We start from the raw sequence: 22,591 nt of genomic DNA on the forward strand, positions 1-22,591 counted from the left end.
GAGCCGCCGATGACCGGGTCCACCGAGCACAGCACCACGCCCGCAGCCTGCTGCGACGCCGGAGCGGACCCGGCCCCGTCGGCCCCCCGGCTCTGGACGGTGGAGGAGCACCTCGCCGACGTGCTGTCCGGGGTCGGCCCGCTGCCCGCGATCGAGCTCCGACTGCTCGACGCCCAGGGCTGCCGGCTCGAGGACGACGTGGTCGCCGAGGGCGACCTGCCGCCCTTCGACAACAGCTCGATGGACGGCTACGCGGTCCGCACCGCCGACACCGAGGGCGCCACCGACGCGTACCCCTCGGTGCTCTCGGTGGTCGGCGACATCGCCGCCGGCGCGGACGACCTGCCCCGGGTCGGCCCCGGCCAGGCCGCCCGGATCATGACCGGCGCACCCGTCCCGCCCGGCGCCCGGGCCGTCGCCCCGGTCGAGTGGACCGACGGCGGCACCGGCACCGGAGTGGCCGCCGCCGCGATGACCGCGCCCGTCCCGGACGAGGAGGTCCGCGTCCTGCGCCCGGTCGCCGACGGCGCGCACATCCGCCGCCGCGGCAGCGACGTCGCGGCCGGCACCAAGGTCCTGGAGGCCGGCACCCGGCTCGGACCCACCCAACTCGGCCTGCTCGCGGCGATCGGCCGGCCCACCGTGAAGGTCCGCCCGCGCCCGCGGGTCGTGGTGCTGTCCACCGGCAGCGAACTCGTCCAGCCCGGCGAGCCGGTCGGGCCCGGACAGATCGCCGACTCCAACAGCTTCACCCTCACCGCCGCCGCCCAGGAGGCCGGCGCCATCGCCTACCGGGTCGGCGCCGTCCCGGACGACGCCGACCGGCTGCGCGCCGTCCTGGAGGACCAGCTCGGCCGGGCCGACCTGATCGTCACCAGCGGCGGCGTCAGCGTCGGCGCGTACGACGTGGTCAAGGAGGTCTTCGAGTCCTACGGGGGCGGGGACCGAGGCGGAGCCGCCGCCGTGGAGTTCCGCAAGCTGCGGATGCAGCCCGGCAAGCCGCAGGGCTTCGGCCGGATCGGCGACGGGGCCGGGGTGCCGCTGCTCGCCCTGCCCGGCAACCCGGTGAGCGCCTACATCTCCTTCGAGCTCTTCGTCCGGCCGGTCATCCGCACCATGCTCGGCGCCCCCGACGTGCACCGCCCGGTCGTCCGCGCGCTCTGCCCGGTGGCGCTGCGCTCCCCGGCCGGCCGCCGGCAGTTCCTGCGCGGCCGCCACTCGGCGGCGGACGGCACCGTCGAGCCGGTCGGCGGCGCCGGGTCGCACCTGGTCGGCGCGCTGGCCCGGGCCGACTGCCTGATCACCGTGCCCGAGGACGTCACCGAACTGCCCGCCGGCAGCGAGGTGGACGTCATCCTCCTCGACTCCTGAGCGTCGGCCGCGCCGGCCGCCCCAAGCGCGCCCGGAGGCGGGCGGCGCGGCACAGCGGGGTACGGTAGCGCGGTATTCGACCTGCGCGCCCCTGGAGTTACCCGTGACGACACCTCCCCCCGGCGACCGCCTCACCCACGTCGACGACCAGGGCGCGGCCCGGATGGTCGACGTCTCCGAGAAGGCCACCACCGCGCGCACCGCCGTCGCCGCCGGGCGGGTGAAGGTCTCCCCGAAGGTGGTCGAGCTGCTGCGCGGCGAGGGCGTCCCCAAGGGCGACGCCCTCGCCGTGGCCCGGATCGCCGGGATCATGGGCGCCAAGAAGACCCCGGACCTCGTGCCGCTCTGCCACCCGATCGCCGTCTCCGGCGTCAAGGTCGACCTCGCGGTCGCGGACGACGCGGTCGAGATCACCGCCACCGTGCGGACCGCCGACCGCACCGGCGTCGAGATGGAGGCGCTGACCGCCGTCGCGGTCGCCGGGCTGACCGTGATCGACATGGTCAAGGCCGTGGACAAGGCCGCCGCCATCGAGTCCGTCCGGGTGCTCAGCAAGACCGGCGGCAAGAGCGGCGACTGGTTCGCGCCGGAGGTGGAGGCGTGACGGCGCCGGCCGGGAAGGCCCTGGCCGTGACCGTCTCCAACCGGGCCTCGGCCGGGGTCTACGAGGACCGGGGCGGCCCGCTGCTGGTGGCCGGCCTGACCGCGATGGGCTTCACCGCCGACGGCCCCCGGGTCGTCCCCGACGGCGAGCCGGTGGAGGCCGTCCTGCGCGAGGCCGTGGCGGCCGGCTACGACGTCGTGCTGACCACCGGCGGCACCGGCATCTCGCCGATGGACCTCACCCCCGAGATGACCGCCCGGGTGATCGACCGGCAGATCCCCGGCATCGCCGAAGCCATCCGCGCGTACGGCCGGGACAAGGTGCCCACCTCGGCGCTCTCCCGCGGGCTCGCCGGGCTCGCCGGACGTACCCTGATCGTCAACCTGCCGGGCTCGACCGGCGGCGTCAAGGACGGCCTGGCCGTCCTGGAGCCGCTGCTCGCCCACGCCGTCGACCAGCTCGGCGGCGGGGACCACCCCCGGCCCGACACCCCAGCACCCGGGAGAGCGCACTGAACGCCGGCTGGCCGGTAGAACTCCACGAGGGGGAGGTCACGCTGCGCCCGATCCGGGTCCGTGACCAGCGCGAGTGGCAGGAGGTGAGCCGCCGCAACCGGGACTGGCTGCGGCGCTGGGAGGCCACCGTGCCGCCCGGCGCGGCCGGCCAGGTCGCCGGTCCCCGCCCGACGTACCGGCAGATGGTCCGCTTCCTGCGCGGCGAGGCCGCGGCCGGTCGGATGCTGCCCTTCGTGGTGCTCTACAAGGGCCGACTGGTGGGCCAGTTGACGGTCGGCGGGATCACCTGGGGCTCGATGTGCTCGGCGAACATCGGGTACTGGGTCGACGAGACGGTGGCCGGCCGGGGCATCATCCCGACCGCCGTGGCACTCGCGGTGAACTACTGCTTCCGCACGCTCGGACTCCACCGGATCGAGGTCTGCATCCGCCCGGAGAACGCCCCGAGCCGGCGCGTGGTGGAAAAGCTGGGCTTCCGCTCGGAGGGAATCCGCCCCCGCTATCTCCACATCGACGGCGACTGGCGCGACCACCTGGTCTACGCGCTGACCGACGAGGAGGTCCCGGAGGGGATGCTGGCGCGCCGTCGGGCCCTCAGTTCCGGCCGCGAGACGAGTAATTGAATAAATGTTCGAAAGAAATATCGATATGGCATCGGCGCGACGGCGGACCGCCACAAATGCCGGCAAAATAGTCGGAGAATCAGCTTGATCACACGACACGCCGCGCCAAATTGCTGCCAGGCCTTCCCCAGCGCCCGTACGGTGTGAATCGTGAGCAGTAGCGGCCTTATCTACGCCGTCATCGTAGGGGCCTGGGCCGCCTATCTGGTGCCGATGTGGCTCCGCAGGCAGGACGAACTCAACGAGGCGCGCCCGACGGAACGCTTCAGCACCGCCATCCGCCTGCTGGCCGGGCGTTCGGCGATGGAGCGGCGGGCAGCCCGGGCCCTGGGCGACGAACCGCGTGACGACGAGCAGAGCGACGACGGCCCTCCCGAACGGGACGGGGCCGCCCCAGGCGACCCCGGCGAGCCGGAGGGCGACCGGGAGCCCGAACCCCCGGCGGAGCGCCCGGCCGAGCGGCCGGCGCCCGCACCGCAGGCCGGTGTCGAGCGCCGGGCGCGGCTGCTGGCCCGCCGACGCCGGATGGTCACCGTCCTCTTCCTCTGCTTCGCGCTCGGAGCGGTGGCCGCCGCGGTCGCCGGACTGGCCTTCCTCTGGGTCCCGGCGGTCCCGGCGGTCCTCCTCACCCTGTACATCGGGCACCTGCGCAAGCTGGAGCGCCAACGCTACGAGGTGAAGCTGGACCGCGTCCGGGCCGCCCAGGCGGCCGAGCGGCTGCGCAGGCGCGAGCAGCAGCGGGCCCAGGCCCCGGCGGCCGACGGCGCCCCGGCCGAAGCCCCTGCGGACGAGCCGGCCCCGGCCCCGCGCGGCGAGGAGCGCACCGGGCGCCGCCAGCACCTGCGGCTGGCCGCCGACCCCGAGGAGGCCACCGTCTCGGTGCCCTCCGCCTCCGCGGTCGCCGAGGCGACCGAGCACGAGGAGTGGGTCGACGGCATGCGCGAGCGCGGTGCGGCCGGCCCCGACTCCTGGGAGCCGGTGCCCGTCCCGCTGCCGACCTACGTGACCGCGCCGGTCGCCCCCCGGGTCTCCCGCGGGCTCGACCTGACGGCCCCCGGCACCTGGACCGCCGGCCGCCCCGCCGAGGCCCGCAGGACCCCGCTCTTCGACCAGTACGCCGAGTCCCAGGCCCCCGAGAGCCGGCCCCGAGCGGCCAACGAATGACCCCGGCCGCCCCCGGCCGGCAGCGTGCGCCGGGGGCGGCCGCCGGGGCGGCCCCGGGGGTGGTCACGGACCCCCTCCGGAAGGTGCTAGAGTTTCTTCTCGTTGGGGCTGTGGCGCAGTCCGGTAGCGCACCTCGTTCGCATCGAGGGGGTCAGGGGTTCGAATCCCCTCAGCTCCACCCAACGGATCGGCTCCGGCCGGTCCACCGAATCCCGCCGGGAGGCAACTCCCGGCGGGATTTCGCGTTTCCTGACGCCGGGTCGGATCCGGGGGCCGCCGTGGCCGAGGTCACAACACCTTCCAGGCACGGTTTCTGACGCGGCCGGGGCCTCAGGGGGGTCGGTTATGGTGGGTGGGCCCAGACGCGGACGACGGAACGATCTGGTCTATCTCAACGGGGTGCCATCGCGGTGCGCGAGTTCGGTCTGACACGGTGGGCACGGAAGTGCGGCCCGGGAGGGCCCGGCGACGGCGCGGCACCCGGAAGGTCGAACTCCTGGAACCTCGCGGCGACCTGCGCGGCCGCGGTGTCACTGGCGGTGTTCGCCTTCTTCCGGCACACCCACGGGGCCACCATGGTCGACATGCTGGTCTACCGGGCCGAGGGCGAGGCCGTCGTCCACGGCGAGGACCTGTACGCGATGCGGCTGCCCGGCTGGGACCTGCCGGCCACCTACCCGCCGTTCGCCGCGATGCTCTTCGTGCCGAGCGCCTGGTTCGACGTGAGCACCCTGCGCGTCCTGGTGATGCTCCTCAACTACGCGCTGCTCGCCCTGGCCGTGTACCTGTCGCTGAAGCTGGCCGGATGGGCGAAGCAGCACCGCACCGCCGTGGTCATCCTGGCGACCGGCGTCGGCATCTGGCTGGAGCCGGTCTTCACGACCTTCCAGTACGGCCAGGTCAACCTCGGCATCCTCTGCCTGGTCCTGTGGGACCTCACCCGCTCGGACCGCAACCGGTTCAAGGGCGTGGGCATCGGGCTGGCCACCGCCATCAAGATCACCCCGGGCCTGTTCGCGGTCTACCTGCTCCTGACCGGCCGGATCCGGGCCGCGCTCCTCTCCGGCGCCACCTTCCTGACGGCGGCCCTGATCGGCTGGGCCGTGCTGCCGGACGCCACCTGGGGGTTCTGGACCAAGTACCTCTGGGATCCGAGCCGGGTCGGCGTGACCGTCCTGGTGGACAACCAGTCGCTGCGCGGCGCCGTCTGCCGACTGCTCGACGTCAACGACCCGGGCCTGGTGGGGCTGGCCGCCTCCGCGGTGGTCGGCGCCTTCGGGCTCGCCGTGGCCGTCGTGGCCGGGCGCTCCGCGCGGGTGCTGCGCCGGGCCGACGCCTGGGGCGCGGTCTGCACCGCGCTCACCGCGCTGCTGGTCTCACCGATCAGCTGGACCCACCACTGGGTCTGGTGCATCCCGCTGGTCGCGCTGCTGATGGTCGAGGCCCGGACCAGGGCGCGGCAGGTGCTGCTCGGCGTCACCCTGGTCGTGTTTCTCTCCCACGTCATGTGGGCGGTGCCGCACCGGTGGGGGCGCGGAGTCGCCTGGTACTGGCAGCTGCCCGGCTCGCTCTACCCGCCGCTGGGCGTCGCAGTCCTCGTCGTCCTGGGCCTGCGGGTGTACCGCGCCCGGCGGCGGACCGTGGACGGGACCGGCGGTGCCCGGGCGCTGGCGGCCGCCATGGCGGACCGCGATCCCGCACTGACGAACCGGGCCTGACGGGCCGGACCCGACGGACCCACACCGGACGGATCAGACCTCACGTGACCACCCAGACCGCACCCCCGTCGCCGCCGGCCGCCGCCGTACCCGCCGCCCGCAAGGCGGCCGCGGCCCTGCTGGTCGGCCCCGCCCGGCGTACCGCGCTGCTCACCGCGCTCTGCTTCGCGGTGATGTGCGCCATCGGCCTGCAGGGCTGGACGTCCGTGTCGCTCGGCGGCTTCGACCTCGGCATCTTCGACCAGGGCGTGCGCGGCTACGCCCACTTCGGGCTGCCCGTCTCGACGCTGAAGAGCTACCACCACGAGTTTCCGCCCGGCTTCTCCTTGCTGGGCGACCACTTCTCGCCGGTCCTGGCACTGCTCGCGCCGCTGTACTGGATCTGGGACGACCCGCGCTCGCTGATCATCGGGCAGTCGCTGCTCTTCGCGGCCGGAGTGCCGCTGATCCGGCGGATCGCCGGGCACGGCTTCGTCGCCGCGCCGCCGCGCACCGCCCGCCGGGCCGCAGACCTGGCCGGACTGGTCTACGCCCTCGGCTGGCCGCTGCTGGTCGCCGCCCGGGTCGGGTTCCACGAGGTCGCCTTCGCGGTGCCGCTGACCCTGCTGATGCTGGAGCGCGGCCTGGCGCGCCGGTACGGCACGGTGGTGCTCGCCGCCGTACTGCTGTGCTGCACCAAGGAGGACCTCGGCCTGCTGGTCGGGGCGTACGGGCTGGTGCTGCTGCTGCGCACCCGCCGAACCGGGGACCGGGCGGGCCGCTTCACCGGCCTCGGCCTGCTGCTGGGCGGGCCGGTCGCCTCGGCCGCGGCCATCACCTGGCTCATCCCGGCGATGGGCGGGCAACCGGGCTACTACTGGAACTACCAGGCGCTGGGCGCGGACGGCGGCGACGCCCTGCGGCACCTGCTGCACAACCCGTTCCTGCTGCTGCAGACGGCGTTCGACCAGCCGCTCAAGCCGCTGCTGCTGCTCTGGCTGTTCGGCACGACGCTGCTGCTGCCGCTGCGCTCCGCCACCGTGCTGTGCGCGCTGCCGCTGCTCGCCGAGCGGATCCTCTCCAGCAACCCCAACCACTGGTCGATCGCCCGGCACTACGACTCGATGCTCTGGCCGATCCTGCTCACCGCCGCCATCGAGGTGCTGGGGCGGATGAGCAGCGCCGAGCGGCCCGCCCCGACCGTCCGACGGGCGCGGCTGCTGGGGCTCGGCGCGGGCGGCATCGCCCTGGTGGCCGCCGTGCCGATCGGGCTGCTGCAGCCGGCCCTGCCGTCCTCCTGGCAGGCCAAGCCCAGCGAGGCCGCGCTGGTGCGGGCCGCCGCGCTGATCCCCGACGGGGCCTCGGTCGAGGCGGACAACCAGATCGCGCCGCGGCTGACCGCCCGGACGGACGTGGTGCTGGTGGACGGCACGCCGCGCGGGCGCGAGTACGTCCTCACCAGGTCGAACAAGCGCTCGTTCCCCTTCGCCACGGACAAGGAGCAGGCCGCGCGGATCCAGCTGCTGCTGGACCACGGGTACCGGCAGCTCTGGGCCGAGGACGGCGTGGTGCTGCTGCACCGGGAGAGCGGCGAGCCCGTTCCCGGCGAGCACGTGCCGGGGCCGGACAGCAAGCCCGTCCAGGACGTGGTGCCGTCCGACGTGGGGCACGACCTCTTCCGCGGCTGACGCCCGCCGGGGGCGCGTCACGCCGGGGGTGCAACGGTCGAGGGCCGGCCGGAGGGGAACTCCGGCCGGCCCTCGGGCCCGCGTGAGGCGCCAGGACGGGGGGTCAGGGGCGGTCGGCGTACGAGCCGCTCTGGTGCGAACCCTGGGGCGGGACGGCGGCGCCGTGGTGGCCGGGCCGGTGGCCGCGCGGGTGCCGGGTCAGGTTGTAGCCGAGGACGCCCGCCAGCGCGGCCAGGAAGCCACCGCCGATCGTCCAGTACCAGCGGCTGTTCCAGCCCGAGAACCAGCCGGTGTACCAGTGCTCCTCCTCCGCCACCGGAGCGGCCGCCTTGGCCGTGCTCGCGCCACCGCCGGCCGGCGGGACCAGCGGGGCCTTCAGCTCCCCGCCCTCCGGCTGGGCGTTGTCGGCGCCGCCCTTGGCGGCGACGTGCAGCTGGACGGAGGAGGCCAGGCCCAGATCCGGCTGCGGGGCGTCGGTGACCGACAGCCGTACGTAGTAGGTGCCGGGCAGCGGGTCGCCGGACCACGGCTCGGCCCAGGTACGGACCTCGCGCAGGGTGCAGTCGAGCGCCAGGGTGGTGGTGCTCTGGTCGCCGGTGGCGTTCTGGGTGCCCGCGGTGCACGACTGGCGGCGGCGCAGCCCGTCGAAGACCTCGACGGACCAGGTCTGCGGGCCGTGCCGGTCGGTCGCGGGGGCCAGGTTGACGGTCAGCCTGACCGTCGGGGTCTGGCCCTCGGCGGCGCCGAACGCCCAGTACAGGTAGTCGCCGGTGGAGACGGCGACGTTGGCGTCCTGGCCGGGGGAGAGGTTGACCGCGGTCAGGAACGAGGTGCCGGCCTTGGTGACCGGGGCCGGGGTGCCGCTCGGGTCGGCCGAGGGCGACGGTGCGGCCGAGGCGGCCGGTGCACCCAGCGCCCCCAGGGCGACGGCGGGCAGCAGGGCGAGGGCGGCGAGGGCGCCGCGAATCGTCGTACGCATGGTCAGTTCTCCCGCCAGACGGCGATCCGCCAGCGCGCGATCCAGCCGAACAGCAGGCCGAAGGCCAGGCCGGCCAGGGTGAGGGTGAGCAGCAGGATCCAGCCGCGGCCGAGGCCCATCGCGGCGCCCTCGGGGGCGGGCGAGGAGGAGGCGAGGTCGACGGTCAGCTCCAGCGGCAGGCCGGGGTCGGCCTGGACGCCGGCCTGCGGGGCCAGCGCGTTGCTGACGACCAGGCAGACGGTGGTGTCCGGCTTGTCCTTCGACGAGTCCGAGGACTTCGAGGAGTTCGACGAGGACGTCGGGCTCGCGGTGACGTAGCCCTTGGAGTCGGCGGTCGACCAGCGCAGGCCGGTGGAGATCACGTCGGTGCGGCCGCTGCCGGCGTCGGTGCCGCGGACCAGCTCCTGGCCGGTCGCGCTGGTGGCCTGCAGCAGGACGCCGTAGTCCCGGGCCACCGGGCGGTCGAGCCCGACGCTGACCGAGGCGCGCAGCTCCTGGCCGGCCTTGACCGGCACCTTGTAGACGCGGTGCTCGGAGAACTTCTCGCGGTCGGTGTAGACGCCCGGGGCGAGGACCGGGGCGCTCTCGCACTTGTCGGTGCCGGCGGTCTTGACCGGCGTCACCGTGTAGGTGTCGTTGGAGCGGTCGACCAGCTGCTTCACCTTGTCGGTGAGCTGCTCCTGGGTGCGGACGTCGGTGTAGGTGCCGCCGGTCGCGTTGGCGATGCAGAGCAGCTGCTGGCGGGTCTTGTCGTCGTGGGCCAGGCCCAGGGTGTCGACCACCAGGTGGATGCCCTGGGAGGCGAGTTCGCGGGCGACGTCGCAGGGGTCGGGCGGGGTGCAGGTGTCCTCGCCGTCGGTGATCAGCACCACCCGGCGGGTGGTCTCGCCCTTGCCGAGGTCCTGGGCGGCACCGCGCAGGGCCAGGCCGATCGGGGTCCAGCCGGTGGGGCGCAGGGTGGCGATGGCGGTCTTGGCCTCGACCTTGTTGGTCTTGCCGACCGGGTAGAGCTGCTTGGTGTCCTGGCAGCCCTGGTTCTTGTCGTTGCCCGGGTAGGTCGCGCCGAGGGTGCGGATGCCGAACTCGGTCTCCGCGGGCAGTGCGTCGATCACCTCGTTCAGGGACTGCTGGGCCACCGAGATGCGGCTCTTGCCCTGGATGTCGGTGGCGGTCATGGAGCCGCTGACGTCCAGGACCAGGTCGACCCGGGGGGCCTCCTTGGGCCCGGGGGCGGCACCGGCTGATGGTTCGTCGGCGTGGGCGGGCAGGCCTAGGAGCAGCGAGGCGCCGGTTATCGCCAGGGCGGCCAGCAGGCTGCCGAGCCTGGTCTGTGGTCGTCGTCCGGTAGTCACCCGGCCGATCCTAGGGATCATCAGTTCGCGATGGCGAAACGAGTCCGGATCGCGCATCGGGCCGCCCCGGCGCGAACTCCGGCGCGGGCGTGCGGAATCCGGTCGCACGCCGGCCCCGCACGGGCCTGGCGCAGGCCCCGCACCGGCCTCACGCCGGCCTTATGGGAAGTCGATAGCCTTCTCGCACGGCGGAGGGATCGGGGCGCGATGGAGCTGGCGGCAGTCGGCAAGCGGTACGGGCGGCGCGGGCGGTGGGTCCTGCGGGGCGTCGATCTCACGCTCGGGCCCGGTGAGTTGGTGCGGATCGTCGGCGCGAACGGGAGCGGCAAGTCGACGCTGCTGCGGCTGGCGGCCGGGATCGAACGGCCGAGCGCGGGCCGGGTCGTGCGCCCCGGCGCGACGGCGTACGTGCCCGAACGCTTCCCGCCGGCGCTGCCGTTCGACGCGGCCTCGTACCTGCTGCGGGTGGGCCGGGTGCACGGGCTCTCGGCGGAGCAGTCGCGGCGTCGGGCGGGGGAGTGGCTGGACCGGTTCGGCATCGCGGACCGGGCGGGCACCCCGCTGAGCCGACTGTCCAAGGGCACCTGCCAGAAGGTCGCGGTCGCACAGGCCCTGCTCGCCGAGGCCCGGGTGCTGCTGCTGGACGAGGCCTGGACCGGGCTGGACCCGCAGGCCAGGGCGGTGCTCGACGAGGCGGCCGCCGAACGGGCGGCGGCCGGCGGCACGGTGCTGTTCGTCGACCACGACCCGGCCCGGCTGGCCGGGCTCACCAGCGCCGCGTACGGGGTCGGCGCCGACGGTGCGCTGCGGCCCGTGGCGGACGGCGCGGCGGTGCCGGCGCAGGGCGGCCCGGTGATGGAGATCGAGGTGGACGTCCCGGACGGCGCTCCGCTGCCGGACCGGCTGCCCGGCATGCCGGAGCTCACGCCGCTGGCCGGGACGGCGGTGCGGCTGGCCGTGCCGGCCGCGCACTCGGACGCGCTGCTGCGCCGCCTGCTGCTGGGCCGCCCGGCCGTCCGGGTCCTGGCGGTGCGTCGGCGCGGCCGTTCGGAGCCGGGCCGTTCCGAGCCGGGCCGTTCGGAGCAGGGCAGCTCCGAGCCGGGGACGTTCGAGCCGGGGACGTTCGAGCCGGGGACGTCCGGGCTGGGGGCGTCGGGGCCGGCCGAGGCGGAGGGCGAGCGGTGACGGGCCGGATCGGTCCGCTGACGCGGTACCACCTGGAGCTGCTGCTGCGCTCGCACGCCTGGCTGCCCCCGTTCCTGGCGTACGCGCTGCTGCTGGTGGTCGGCGTGACGCCCGGGGATCCGCTGCTGGGCAGCCTCGGCCTCGGCGCGGGGCTGCTGCTGCCGGTGAGCGCCTGGTACGTCCGCGGTGCGCTGGCCGCGGAGCCGTCGGCCTCCCGGGCCTGCCTGGTCGCGGCGGCGGGCCCGGCGCGGGTGCACCTGGCCGCGCTGCTGGCGGCGCTGACGGCCTCGCTGGTGCTGGCCGTGGGCCAGGTGGCGGCGCTGTGGTGGTCCGGCGGGACGGTGGCCGACCCGAAGGCGGAGCACCAGCCCCCGGCCGGGACGGCGCTGGCGGCCGGGCTGCTGACCTCGGTGGTCTGCGCGCTGCTGGGGGTGCTGGTCGGGGTGCTGACCAGCCGGCCGGTGCCGGTGCGCGCGCCATACGGCATTCCGGCGGCGCTGGCGCTGGCCACGCTGCTGCTGGCGGTACCGGCCTCGCCGGCCAACCCGGCGGTGAGCGCCCTGGTGAGCGCGGCCCGGACCGGTCGCGTCGCCATGCCGTGGGTGGAGCTGGTGGCGGCCGTCGTCCTGCTGGTCGCGGGCTGCGCGGGCGCGGCGGCGCTGGCGGGGCGGCGGCCGGAGTGAGCCGGCGGTCGCGGCGGTCACGGACAGTGACGCCTTGGGCGTCGCGGGTGGCGCCGCCGCCCCGGCCGATCGCCGGCTCGGTGCTGCGCGCGGTGCTCGGTGGAAGGCCGCCGCAGGGCGCTGAGCTGCTGCGTTAGCTGCTCCATGGCAGATGCGCCGTCTGCGAAGTGTCCGGTTTGTACAGCGATATGCGCCAATCCGTACAATGCGCTGATCCGGACTGTTCGTTTGCGACACTGGTGCTTTCGACGGGTACTGTCCCATCTTTGTTCGGTTGGTCCCCGATGACACCCCCCAGCGTCCCGGGCGGCCGACCGCCGGACACCCTCCCCCGCCCAGAAGGATCGCGGTTTTGACCAGCAACACCCTTGGTGCGCGTCTGCTGCGACGCAAGCCCGTCTCGTCACTGATCGCGGAGAGCGAAGGCAGGGATGCCCTTCCGGCCGGCGCGCCCGAGGAGGGCGGACGCTCCGGCATCCACCTGCGCCGCTCCATCGGGCTCTGGCAACTGTCCGCGATCGGCATCGGCGCCACCATCGGTACCGGCATCTTCTTCGTGCTGAACACCGCGGTGCCCTCGGCCGGCCCGGCCGTCATCCTGTCCTTCGTGATCGCCGCGGTCACCGCCGGACTCACCGCGCTCTGCTACGCCGAGATGGCGTCCGCGATCCCGGTCTCCGGCTCCTCGTACTCCTACGCCTACGCCACCCTCGGCGAGGGCGTGGCCTTCGGCGTCGGCATCTGCCTTCTGATGGAGTACGGCGTCTCCGCCTCCGCGATCGCGGTCAGCTGGGCCGAGTACCTGAACAAGTTCCTCGACCTGGCCTTCGGCGTCAAGATCCCCGAGCAGCTCGCGGGCGCGCCGGACAGCACCCACTGGTTCAACCTGCCGGCGCTGCTGCTGGTCGCGATGGTGTGCGTCCTGCTGGTCCGCGGCGTCAGCGAGTCGGTGAAGGTCAACGCGGCGATGGTCGGGATCAAGATCCTCATCCTGGTGCTGTTCATCGGTGTCGCGCTCACCGGCTTCCACTCCGGCAACCTGACCCCGTTCATGCCGCTCGGCATCGGCGGCGTGCAGGTCGCCGCGTCCAGCATCTTCTTCTCCTTCATCGGCCTGGACGCCGTGTCCACCGCCGGCGAGGAGGTCAAGAACCCGCGCCGCACCCTGCCGATGGCGATCATCATCTCGCTGGTCGTGGTGACCCTGCTGTACATCCTGGTCGCGCTGGCCGGCATCGGCGCCCAGCCCTGGAACAAGTTCGACGGCCAGGAGGCCGGCCTCGCGCAGATCCTCCAGGACATCACCGGCCAGAGCTGGCCGGCGATGGTCTTCGCGGTCGGCGCGATCCTCTCGATCTTCAGCATCACCCTCGTGGTGATCTACGGCCAGACCCGCATCCTGTACTCGATGGGACGCGACGGCATGCTGCCCAAGCGCTTCGCCGAGCTCTCCCCGCGCACCGGCACCCCGGTCTGGAACACCATCGTGGTCGGCCTCGGGGTCGGCGCGCTGGCCGCCTTCATCCCGCTGAACGTCCTGGCCGACATCACCAGCCTCGGGACGCTCATCGCCTTCTCGGTGGTCTCCATCGGCGTGATCGTCCTGCGCCGCACCCAGCCCGACCTGCCGCGCGGCTTCAAGGTGCCCGGCTACCCGGTCGTCCCGCTGGTCAGCGTCGGCTTCTGCATCTACCTGATCACCGGCCTGCACGCCGACACCTTCCGGGCCGGGGCGATCGCCCTCACCGTCGCCGTCGTCGTGTACTTCGGCTACAGCATCAGGCACTCGCGGCTGGAGCAGGCCGAACAGCAGGCCGTACCGGCCGACCACGCCGCCGGCTGACCGGAGGACGAACCCGACGTGAAGGGCCGCCGACCCGTACGACACCCGGCGGCCCTTTTCGTGCCGCCACCCGCCCAGTGCCCGATGTCATGGCGACAGGGCCGGGCCCGCACCCCTAACCTTCCACCATGGTGAGCACCCGCACGCCCGGCTACCTCCGCCCGCGCGGCCGCTTCACCGGCCGCAGCAGAACGCCGGCCCCGACCTTCACACCCGAGACGTCGTCCCGATCCGGGCGACCGCCGAGAGGATTCTCCGTCCGGCCGTTCCCCCGCCAGCGTGGTGAGAACACGTTCCCGCCCACGCACGATCGGCTGAATCCCGCCACGCTCGCCTCGACGCGGACCGTCCAGGTGCTCGGCTGCCTCATCGCGGCCAGCTGGGCCGCCGCCTTCCCGCTCGTCTCCGACCTGGCCAACCAGCGGCAGTGGGGCCTGATCGCGGCCCCCGCCTACCTCCTGGCCGGACTGCTCTGCCTGACCCTGCCGCGCCGCTTCGCGGCCCAGGCCGCCGCGGCGGTCGCCATCGTCGGCGCCGTCGTCGTGCCGCTCGGACTCCTCGCCCTGCACGGCCGCCACCAGTCCGAGGTCATGGTGGTCGAACGCTCGGCCCATCTGCTGCTCACCACCGGCGACCTCTACCTGCCGCACCCCGTGGTGGTCACCGACTACAACCCGTACCTGCCCGCGATGGCCCTGTTCGGGCTGCCGCGCCAGCTGCTCGGCGACTCCACCGCCTTCGCCAGGGTCGCCGGGGACGCCCGGATCTGGTTCGCCCTGACCTTCTTCGCCTGCCTGCTGGCCGCCTGGCGGCTGCTGCGGCCCGCCCGCCCCGACGGCGGCGCCCCCCGCGCGCCGCTGCTGCCGCTGGCCGTCCTGACCGCCTCGCCGCTGATAGCGCTCGCCCTGGCGGTCGGCGGGGTGGACCTCCCGCTGATCGGGGTCTGCTGCCTGGCCATGGCGCTCGCCGAGCGGGATCGCACGGTCGGCGCCGGACTGGTGCTCGCCCTCGCCTGCAGCCTCAAGTGGACCGCCTGGCCGGCCCTGCCGGTGGCGGTGCTGCTGCTCTGGCGGCTGTACGGCCGCCGGCCCGCCGCCCGGACCGCGCTGATCGGGGCCGGGGTGAGCGCGGCGGTGATCCTGCCGTCAGCCCTGACCCAGTCGGCCGCGCTGCGCGAGCAGGTGGTGCGCTTCCCCCTCGGAATGACCGCGATCCGCACCCCGGCGGGAAGTCCGCTGCCCGGCAAGGTGCTGGCCGGCTTCGGGCCGACCGGGCACTCCATCTCCCTGGCGCTGATGACCGTGTCCCTGGTCGGAGTGGCGATCTGGCTGCTGGCCCGGCCGCCGGTCTCCGCGATCGCCGCCGCCGACCTGCTGGCCGCCGGCCTCGCGATCGCCTTCACGCTCGCCCCCGCCGGACGGTTCGGGTACCTGGCGCTGCCGGCCGTCCTGGTGATCTGGCCCCGGCTGGCGGCCCGGCGCTGGACCAGCCGGCGCCCCGTGCCGCCCCGGCCCCTGCCGGACACACCGGAGCCCGCCCTGCCGAGAGGCTGAGCGGGCCCGCGGTACGACCTCGGTCAGCGGCCCGCGGCCGCCTTCAGCAGGGAGGCGACCGCCGGGCCGGCCGCGTCCACGCCGTGGCCGCCGCCCTGGACCTCGGCGGCGACCGCGAGGTTGCCGCGGAAGGCGGTGAACCAGCTGTTGGTGGTGGACGCCCCGGTGACCTCGGCGGAGCCGGTCTTGGCACCCGCGTTGTCGGTGATCCCGGCCATCACCTGACTGGCCGTGCCGCCGACGGCGGTGGCGTTCATCATCGCGCGCAGCTTGCCGGCGACGTCCGGCGAGATCTGGCGGGCCGCGGGCTGCTGCGGCAGGCCGGCGACCAGGACGGGCTGCTTGAACGCGCCGCTCTGGACGGTCGCGGTGATCGAGGCGATGGCCAGCGGGTTCATCTGGACCTTGCCCTGGCCGATGTAGTTCATGGCCTGCTCGTCCTTGCTGCCCGGCGTCGGCGGCACCTTGCCGTCGGTGTTCGGCAGGCCGGTCTTCCACTCCAGGCCGATGCCGTAGACGTCCTTGGCCGTGGCGGACAGCGTCTCGGGCTTGAGACTGGTCAGGCCCTGGTTGATGAAGGCCGTGTTGCAGGACACCATGAAGTCCTGCTGCAGCGTGTTGTTCGGGAAGGCGCCCGGGAAGTCGTTCGGGATCACGACCGCGTTGTTGCTCTTCTCCGGGCAGGGCACCACGGTGTCCGGGTTGATCCCGGCCTCCAGCAGGGCCGTCGAGGTGACGATCTTCATCGTCGAGCCCGGCGCGAGCAAGCCGGTGAAGGCCCGGTTCTGGCCGTTGGCGGGCGCGTTGGCGAAGGCCAGCACCTGGCCGGTGCTCGGCTCGATCGCCACGATCGAGCCGGACTTGCCGCCCAGGTCCGTCATCGCCTTCTCGGCGGCGGCCTGGACGGTGTTGTCGATGGTCACCTTGAACGGCTTGCCCGGCTTCGGCTCCACGATGGTGAAGAGCTTGTCCGCGGCGGCCTTGCCGGCCGGGTCGCTGATCACCACCGCCTTGCCCGCGTCCTGGTCCTTGGCCGGGTCCGGCGGGAGCAGCTTCTGGGCGTTCTCCTGGACGGTGTTCATCAGCGCCGGGGTGAGCGAGGCGCCCTGCAGCGGCTTGCCGTTGCGGTCCACCACGGTGGACGGCGGGGCGAAGACCTGCTGGGTGGCGATGGTCTCGTTGCCCGACAGGTGGGGGTGGATCACCGACGGCGCCCAGTGCACGGCCGGGGTGTTGTCGCTCATCTTCACGACGCCGAGGAAGCCCTGGTAGTCCCAGGCCCGGGCGGTGCCCTCGAACTCGGCGCGGGCCTTGAAGCTCATCAGCGTCCCGGTGGGCCCGGGCGTGGCGGTCGCGGACGGCGAGTCGCCGGCGCCCGGGGTGCCGGCCGCCGAGGGCGTCGCGGAGGCCCCGCCGGTGGGCTTGGCCGGGGCGGGGGTGCCGGTGGCGGCGGCGAAGACCTGCTGGGTGGTCGGACCGGTCGGGGTGAGGGTCAGCGCGCTCGGCTTCACCTGGTCCTTGAACGCGGTCAGCGCGGTGGTGGCCGCGGCCGGGTCGTCGGTCAGCGAGGCCGCCTTGGCGATGTCACCGGACGCCCAGGCCGCCAGGAAGTCCTTCGCACCGGCCGCCGCCTGATCGGCGGACGGCGGTTCGGCGACCACCGTACGGGCCTTCTTGCCCCCGGACCCGGAGTCGTCCGAGCCGCCCATCAGGCTGTAGGCGCCGTAACCGCCGCCCGCGAGGACGGCGATGGACACGCCGGTGATGATGCCGATCTTCGCGCCACTGCGCATGGTGCAGGTCCCCCAGGGGTCTCGCGTCCGGGCGCTCCGGCAGGGCCGGAAACGCGGTACTCCCCCCACCCTAGGCAGCGCGGATCGGTGCGCCGACGAATCGCCCGCTACTTGTGACGGATCTGGTACGTGTCGTGCACCGCATACGGACGAATCGGGGGGATGCGGTGCGCGCCGGGCCGCGGGGCGCGATCAGATCCAGCTGTTGAACCACATCCGGCGGCGCCAGTCCTCCAGCGGGATCGTCCGGCCGGTGAACAGCGGGAAGAAGAACAGGAAGTTCCAGACGATCAGCAGCACCAGCAGGCCGGCCGTCGCGGCACCGATGATCCGGCGGTCCCGGGAGGCCCCGGGCGGGCCGATCAGGGCGCCGACCAGCATCGTCACCGCGAGCACCAGGAACGGGACGAAGACCACCGCGTAGAAGAGGAAGATCGTCCGCTGCTGGTAGGCGAACCAGGGCAGGTAGCCGGCGGCCAGGCCGCACAGCAGCGCCCCCGCCCGCCAGTCCCGCCGGGCCGCCCAGCGCCACAGGCAGTAGGCCAGGGCCACCACGGCCGTCCACCACAGCAGCGGGGTGCCGATGCCCAGCACCTCGCGGGCGCAGTCGGCGGCGGTGCAGCCGGCCTGGCCCAGCTTCGGGGACTCGTAGTAGAAGGAGACCGGCCGGCCCAGCACCAGCCAGGACCACGGGTTGGACTGGTAGGTGTGCGGGTCGCTCAGGTGGGTGTGGAACTCGTAGACCGTCGAGTGGTAGTGCCACAGGGCGCGCAGGCCCTCGGGTATCCACGGGTAGTCGGTGGAGCGGCCGACCGCCCAGTCCCGGCCCCAGCCGCCCTTCCCGGGGGCGTTGCTGCTCGCGAACCAGCCCCACCACGAGGCGAGGTAGACGGCCGCCGAGACCACGACGACCGAGACGAAGGCCGGCACCACGTCCCGGGCGAGCACCGCCCGGTACGGGCGCGGCGCCCCGGCCAGCCGGCGGGCGCCGACGTCCCAGAGCACGGTCATCACGCCGAACGCCGCCGCCACGTACAGGCCGCTCCACTTGGTGGCGCAGGTCAGGCCGACGCAGACACCGGCCGCGATCCGGTACGGGCGCCAGCCCAGGCCCAGCCGCTGCGCGAGCGCCGCGTCCTCCACCCCGCCGAGCCGTCGCGCCAGCAGGCCCCTGGTGCGGTCGCGGTCCAGCAGCAGGAAGCCGAAGGCGGCGACGATCCAGAACATCACCACCAGGTCGAGCAGGGCGGCCCGGCTGAGCACCAGGTGCAGGCCGTCCACCGAGAGCAGGAGCCCCGCCACGCAGCCCAGCAGGGTCGAGCGGAACATCCGGCGGGCGATCCGGGCCAGCATCAGCACCGACAGGGTGCCGAGCAGCGCCACCGCGAACCGCCAGCCGAAGGGGTTCATGCCGAACAGCTGCTCGCCCGCGCCGATGATCCACTTGCCGACCGGCGGATGCACCACGTACGAGGGCGTCGACCGGTACGGGACGGCCGCGCCGGGCGTCATGATCAGGGTGTTGGCCTCCTCCGGCCAGCTGATCTCGTAGCCGCCGTGCCAGAGCGCGTAGGCGTCCTTGGCGTAGTACGTCTCGTCGAAGATGATCGCGTGCGGCTGTCCCAGGTCGGTGAACCGCAGGGCCCCGGCGAACACCGCCACCGCGACCGGGCCCAGCCAGCCGGACCAGCGGCACAGGAAGTACCACAGGCCCTGCGGCAGCGAGACGCCCAGGCGCAGCAGCAGCGGGGACTGCGGGACGTCGCGCGGGGTCACCCGGGGGCCGTCCGGCATCGGCGGCACCAGCCGCTCGGCCAGCGGCGCCGTCGGGCGGGCGACGTAGCCGTGGCGGGCCAGGCGCCCGCGCCAGCCGGAGACCGCGGGGGTGGCCGGCTCCGCCGCGCGCGGGGACGGCAGGCCGACGCCGCCCCGCGCCGAGTGGTCCGTACCAGTGGGCGCCTGCGCCGCCGTGTCGCCGTTCATCCGCCACATCGTAGGGGCGCTCTTCGTACACGCGTCCGCTCCCTCGGAAGCTGCCCGAATCGTCACCAAAAGCCCCGCGCGGCCGCAGCTGGAAGGATGGGGCCCGTGACAGGCGTACTCGTACTTGCAGGCACCCCCATCGGCGACGTCTCGGACGCCCCGCCCCGGCTGGTCGCCGAACTGGCCACGGCGGACGTGATCGCCGCCGAGGACACCCGGCGGCTGCGCCGGCTCACCCAGGCGCTCGGGGTGACCCCGGCAGGCCGGGTGCTCTCCTATTTCGAGGGCAACGAAGTCGGCCGCACCCCCGAACTGGTCGAGGCGCTGCTCGGCGGCGCCCGGGTGCTGCTGGTCACCGACGCCGGCATGCCCTCGGTGTCCGACCCCGGCTACCGGCTGGTCGCCGCGGCCGTCGCGGCCGACGTCAAGGTCACCGCGGTGCCCGGGCCGTCCGCGGTGCTCACCGCGCTCGCGCTGTCCGGCCTGCCGGTCGACCGCTTCACCTTCGAGGGCTTCCTGCCGCGCAAGACCGGCGACCGGGCACGGCAGCTCGCCTCGATCGCCGCCGAACCGCGCACCATGGTCTTCTTCGAGGCGCCGCACCGGATCGCCGAGGCGCTGGCCGCGATGGCCGACGCGTTCGGGCCGGAGCGCCCGGCCGCCGTGTGCCGCGAGCTCACCAAGACCTACGAGGAGGTCAAGCGCGGGCCGCTCGGCGAACTGGCGGCCTGGGCGGGCGAGGGCGTCAGGGGCGAGATCACCGTCGTGGTCGCGGGCGCCCCGCCGGCCGCGCCGCAGGAGCTGACCCCGGCCGAGCTGGCCCGGCTGGTCGCCCTGCGGGAGGAGGCCGGGGAGCGGCGCAAGGAGGCCATCGCGGCGGTCGCGGCGGAACTCTCGCTGCCCAAGCGGGAAGTCTTCGACGCGGTCGTGGCCGCCAAGAAGGCGGTCGTGCCGAACGCCGTCCCGGCGGCCGGGGAACAGGCCGCCGAAACGGGCCCGGGAAAGGGGTGAACACCGGGGGTTGCGTTGCGCACGGGGCGTCGTACCTTGGAGGGAAGGCCCCGGTAAACGCCCGCTGAGCTGAAGTTTCGGTCGCGGTTTTCACCCCCCGGGAGGCCCTTCGTATAGGACTTCCCAACCCGCATCCAAGTCTTCACAAGTGGGGCATCGGCCGAGGCGGTCCGGGCATTTCCTGAAAAGGAAAGACCCAGCCGGGCGAGCGCCCGGCGGGCGCTGGGAGACGGCTATGAGCGAGATCGTCGGTAGCCCCCGCGGTGGCAACGCACTGAGCACGGCCGGCCTGGCCGGTCGCCCGCAGACTCCCGTCGAGACCGTACGGGAGGCCTACTCCTTCGCGTGCCTGCGCTGCGGGTACGGCTGGGAGCAGGCGTACGACATCGAGCACCACACGGCCAAGGACGGGCACGTCGTGTTCGAGTACCACGCCAACGGTGTCCGGGTACCGTCTCCGCTGCTCAAGCCGACCTGCCCGGGATGCGGCGGCCACACCGTCCGGATCATGCGCGCGGGCCGGGTCGCCTCCGCCGACCAGGCCTGGCAGCACGCCCCCGGCTACCCGGCGCACGCCGAGCCGGCCGGGCCGCCCCCGGCCGAGCCGGCCGCCAGGCCGCGCGGACGCTGGGCCCGGTTCTGGGCGCGACTGCTCCGCTGACGGCGGCACGGGGGCTCGGAGAACACGGCGGCACGGGGAGCACGACCGGGGCCGTCCGCCGCACGGATCGCGGTGGGCGGCCCCCACCCGCGACTGCGGGACTGCGGGACTGCGGCACTGTGTGACCGGCTGACCGGCTGACCGTGCGGCGTGAGGGTGTGACGGCGGAACGGCGTGGCGGCGGGGCGGTGCGGTCACGCCGCGGCCACGCCGCAACGCGGTCGAGGGGCGGCTGCCCGCCCGACTAAGCTTTCCGACCATGGCGGCCACTGCAGACCACAGCACCACCGGGACGAGCGCCCCGGCGTACTACGTTTCCACCCCGATCTACTACGTCAACGATCGCCCGCACCTGGGCCACGCGTACACCACCGTGGCGGGCGACGTCCTCACCCGCTGGCACCGCCAGCGCGGCGAGAAGGTGTGGTACCTGACCGGCACCGACGAGCACGGTCAGAAGATCATGCGGACCGCCGAAGCGAACGGCGTCAGCCCGCAGGAGTGGTGCGACAAGCTGGTCGAGGAAGCCTGGAAGCCGCTCTGGGAGCACCTGGAGATCGCCAACGACGACTTCATCCGCACCACCCAGCAGCGCCACACCGACCGCGTGCAGGAATTCGTCCAGGACCTGTACGACAAGGGCGAGATCTACAAGGGCGGCTACTCCGGCCCGTACTGCGTCGGCTGCGAGGAGTACAAGCTCCCCAACGAGCTGCTCGACGGCGCGAGCGAGGACGAGAAGCTCTGCCCGATCCACAAGAAGCCGGTGGAGTGGCTGGAGGAGGAGAACTACTTCTTCCGCCTGTCCGCGTACGGCGAGAAGCTGCAGGAGTTCTACGCGCAGAACCCCGGCTTCATCGCCCCCGAGTCCGCCCGCAACGAGGTGCTGCGCTTCGTCGAACAGGGCCTCCAGGACCTCTCGATCTCCCGCTCCACCTTCAACTGGGGCGTGCCGCTGCCCTGGGACGAGAAGCACGTCCTCTACGTGTGGGTGGACGCGCTGCAGAACTACATCACCGCGGCCGGGTACGGCAGCGACCCGGAGCGCTTCGCCGAGCTGTGGCCCGCCTCCGTCCACCTGGTCGGCAAGGACATCCTGCGGTTCCACGCCGTCATCTGGCCCGCCATGCTGATGGCCGCCGGCCTGCCGCTGCCCAAGCGGGTCGTCGCCAACGGCTGGCTGATGGTCGGCGGCGAGAAGATGTCCAAGTCCAACCTGACCGGCATCGCGCCCACCGACCTCACCTCGCACTTCGGCGTGGACGCCTACCGCTACTACTTCCTGCGGGCGATCCCGTTCGGCACGGACGGCTCGTTCTCCTGGGAGGACTTCACCGCCCGCTACACCTCCGAACTCGCCAACGACTTCGGCAACCTGGCCTCCCGGGTCGCCGCCATGGTCGGCAAGTACTTCGGCGGCGTGCTCCCGGCCGCCACCGCCACCGCCTCCGGCGAGGCCGAACAGGCCGTGGCCGACGGACTGGCCAAGGCCGTCGCGACGGCCGACCGGAAGATCGGCGAGGAACTGGACTTCGCCGGCGGCCTCGCGGCGATCTTCGAGTTCGTCAAGCAGGTCAACGGCTACATCACCGAGCAGGAGCCCTGGAAGGTCGCCAAGGACGGATCCGACGAGGGCCGGGCGCGCCTCGCGACCATCCTCTACACCGCCGCCGAGTCGCTGCGCGCCACCGCCGTCCTGCTGAACCCGGTGATGCCGTCCACCGCCGAGAAGCTGTGGGACTCCCTGGGCGCCGAAGCCGGACTGGGCGCGCTGTCCGCGCAGACCATCGCCACCGCGGCCGACTGGGGCCGGCTGCCCGTCGGTGCCACCGTCACCAAGGGCGAGATCCTGTTCCCGCGCCTCGAAGAGAAGCCGGCCGCCTGAC

General features: G+C 73.7%; 18 protein-coding genes and 1 tRNA gene. 15 read left to right on the forward strand and 4 right to left on the reverse strand.

Annotated features, from left to right (window positions below; translation table 11 throughout):
* Nucleotides 1–9 precede the first annotated feature (9 nt).
* The 8 genes from glp to IF30_RS0110930 all read left to right on the forward strand — a co-directional run bounded on the left by glp (nucleotide 10) and on the right by IF30_RS0110930 (nucleotide 7,662).
* Nucleotides 10–1,371 carry a gephyrin-like molybdotransferase Glp gene (gene glp / locus IF30_RS0110895; RefSeq protein WP_051709801.1) on the forward strand — a complete coding sequence of 454 codons (1,362 nt, stop codon included), beginning with the start codon at nucleotides 10–12 and terminating at the stop codon, nucleotides 1,369–1,371.
* 103 nt (nucleotides 1,372–1,474) lie between these two features.
* Nucleotides 1,475–1,975 carry a cyclic pyranopterin monophosphate synthase MoaC gene (gene moaC, locus IF30_RS0110900; protein ID WP_030235494.1) on the forward strand — a complete coding sequence of 167 codons (501 nt, stop codon included), beginning with the start codon at nucleotides 1,475–1,477 and terminating at the stop codon, nucleotides 1,973–1,975.
* On the forward strand, nucleotides 1,972–2,490 hold the full coding sequence (locus tag IF30_RS0110905) for a MogA/MoaB family molybdenum cofactor biosynthesis protein (protein WP_030235497.1): 519 nt from the start codon (nucleotides 1,972–1,974) through the stop codon (nucleotides 2,488–2,490). Before moaC ends, IF30_RS0110905 begins: the two co-directional genes overlap by 4 nt.
* Nucleotides 2,487–3,113: a GNAT family N-acetyltransferase gene (locus IF30_RS0110910; protein ID WP_030235500.1), complete on the forward strand. Its 627-nt coding sequence runs from the start codon at nucleotides 2,487–2,489 to the stop codon at nucleotides 3,111–3,113. The genes IF30_RS0110905 and IF30_RS0110910 overlap by 4 nt, the downstream gene beginning before the upstream one ends.
* 150 nt (nucleotides 3,114–3,263) lie before the next feature.
* Nucleotides 3,264–4,277, forward strand: a complete 1,014-nt coding sequence (locus IF30_RS0110915; RefSeq protein ID WP_030235504.1) for a hypothetical protein — start codon at nucleotides 3,264–3,266, stop codon at nucleotides 4,275–4,277.
* A gap of 104 nt (nucleotides 4,278–4,381) precedes the next feature.
* A tRNA-Ala gene (locus tag IF30_RS0110920) sits at nucleotides 4,382–4,455 on the forward strand.
* Nucleotides 4,456–4,816: 361 nt separating this feature from the next.
* The gene (locus IF30_RS0110925; protein WP_158834929.1) at nucleotides 4,817–5,995 is read left to right on the forward strand and encodes a glycosyltransferase 87 family protein; all 1,179 of its coding nucleotides are present in this window, start codon (nucleotides 4,817–4,819) and stop codon (nucleotides 5,993–5,995) included.
* Between the two features lie 44 nt (nucleotides 5,996–6,039).
* A complete protein-coding gene (locus tag IF30_RS0110930; protein ID WP_234322663.1) occupies nucleotides 6,040–7,662 on the forward strand; it encodes a DUF2079 domain-containing protein in 1,623 nt (540 codons plus the stop codon).
* Nucleotides 7,663–7,765: 103 nt separating this feature from the next.
* Here IF30_RS0110930 and IF30_RS0110935 read toward each other — a convergent pair whose 3' ends face one another.
* Together IF30_RS0110935 and IF30_RS0110940 are read right to left on the reverse strand one after the other, a co-directional pair.
* Nucleotides 7,766–8,641 (reverse strand): hypothetical protein, encoded by an 876-nt coding sequence (locus tag IF30_RS0110935; protein ID WP_051709806.1) that lies wholly within the window; start codon nucleotides 8,639–8,641, stop codon nucleotides 7,766–7,768.
* Nucleotides 8,642–8,643: 2 nt separating this feature from the next.
* A complete protein-coding gene (locus IF30_RS0110940; RefSeq protein WP_037899586.1) occupies nucleotides 8,644–9,993 on the reverse strand; it encodes a VWA domain-containing protein in 1,350 nt (449 codons plus the stop codon).
* A gap of 207 nt (nucleotides 9,994–10,200) precedes the next feature.
* On the opposite strand from IF30_RS0110940, the gene IF30_RS0110945 reads away from it, so the two are divergent.
* The 4 genes from IF30_RS0110945 to IF30_RS0110960 all read left to right on the forward strand — a co-directional run bounded on the left by IF30_RS0110945 (nucleotide 10,201) and on the right by IF30_RS0110960 (nucleotide 15,257).
* A complete protein-coding gene (locus IF30_RS0110945) occupies nucleotides 10,201–11,178 on the forward strand; it encodes an ATP-binding cassette domain-containing protein (RefSeq protein WP_063752570.1) in 978 nt (325 codons plus the stop codon).
* Nucleotides 11,175–11,861 carry a hypothetical protein gene (locus IF30_RS0110950; protein ID WP_051709810.1) on the forward strand — a complete coding sequence of 229 codons (687 nt, stop codon included), beginning with the start codon at nucleotides 11,175–11,177 and terminating at the stop codon, nucleotides 11,859–11,861. Before IF30_RS0110945 ends, IF30_RS0110950 begins: the two co-directional genes overlap by 4 nt.
* 343 nt (nucleotides 11,862–12,204) lie before the next feature.
* Complete coding sequence (locus IF30_RS0110955) at nucleotides 12,205–13,704, forward strand: amino acid permease (RefSeq protein WP_234322668.1); 1,500 nt, start codon at nucleotides 12,205–12,207, stop codon at nucleotides 13,702–13,704.
* Nucleotides 13,705–13,832: 128 nt separating this feature from the next.
* The gene (locus IF30_RS0110960) at nucleotides 13,833–15,257 is read left to right on the forward strand and encodes a glycosyltransferase family 87 protein (protein ID WP_158834932.1); all 1,425 of its coding nucleotides are present in this window, start codon (nucleotides 13,833–13,835) and stop codon (nucleotides 15,255–15,257) included.
* Nucleotides 15,258–15,280: 23 nt separating this feature from the next.
* Here IF30_RS0110960 and IF30_RS0110965 read toward each other — a convergent pair whose 3' ends face one another.
* Both IF30_RS0110965 and IF30_RS0110970 read right to left on the reverse strand, forming a co-directional pair.
* On the reverse strand, nucleotides 15,281–17,050 hold the full coding sequence (locus tag IF30_RS0110965) for a penicillin-binding transpeptidase domain-containing protein (protein WP_030235531.1): 1,770 nt from the start codon (nucleotides 17,048–17,050) through the stop codon (nucleotides 15,281–15,283).
* 192 nt (nucleotides 17,051–17,242) lie between these two features.
* On the reverse strand, nucleotides 17,243–19,033 hold the full coding sequence (locus tag IF30_RS0110970; RefSeq protein WP_030235533.1) for a dolichyl-phosphate-mannose--protein mannosyltransferase: 1,791 nt from the start codon (nucleotides 19,031–19,033) through the stop codon (nucleotides 17,243–17,245).
* Between the two features lie 105 nt (nucleotides 19,034–19,138).
* Between IF30_RS0110970 and rsmI the strand changes: the two genes are divergently transcribed.
* The 3 genes from rsmI to metG all read left to right on the forward strand — a co-directional run bounded on the left by rsmI (nucleotide 19,139) and on the right by metG (nucleotide 22,590).
* Nucleotides 19,139–20,044 (forward strand): 16S rRNA (cytidine(1402)-2'-O)-methyltransferase, encoded by a 906-nt coding sequence (gene rsmI / locus IF30_RS0110975; RefSeq protein WP_078891299.1) that lies wholly within the window; start codon nucleotides 19,139–19,141, stop codon nucleotides 20,042–20,044.
* 235 nt (nucleotides 20,045–20,279) lie between these two features.
* Nucleotides 20,280–20,705 carry a hypothetical protein gene (locus IF30_RS0110980; RefSeq protein ID WP_051709825.1) on the forward strand — a complete coding sequence of 142 codons (426 nt, stop codon included), beginning with the start codon at nucleotides 20,280–20,282 and terminating at the stop codon, nucleotides 20,703–20,705.
* Between the two features lie 259 nt (nucleotides 20,706–20,964).
* Nucleotides 20,965–22,590 carry a methionine--tRNA ligase gene (gene metG / locus IF30_RS0110985; RefSeq protein ID WP_030235542.1) on the forward strand — a complete coding sequence of 542 codons (1,626 nt, stop codon included), beginning with the start codon at nucleotides 20,965–20,967 and terminating at the stop codon, nucleotides 22,588–22,590.
* Nucleotide 22,591 lies beyond the last annotated feature (1 nt).

The sequence above is a fragment of the Streptomyces sp. NRRL S-350 genome, assembly GCF_000719705.1.
Classification (GTDB): Bacteria; Actinomycetota; Actinomycetes; order Streptomycetales; family Streptomycetaceae; genus Kitasatospora.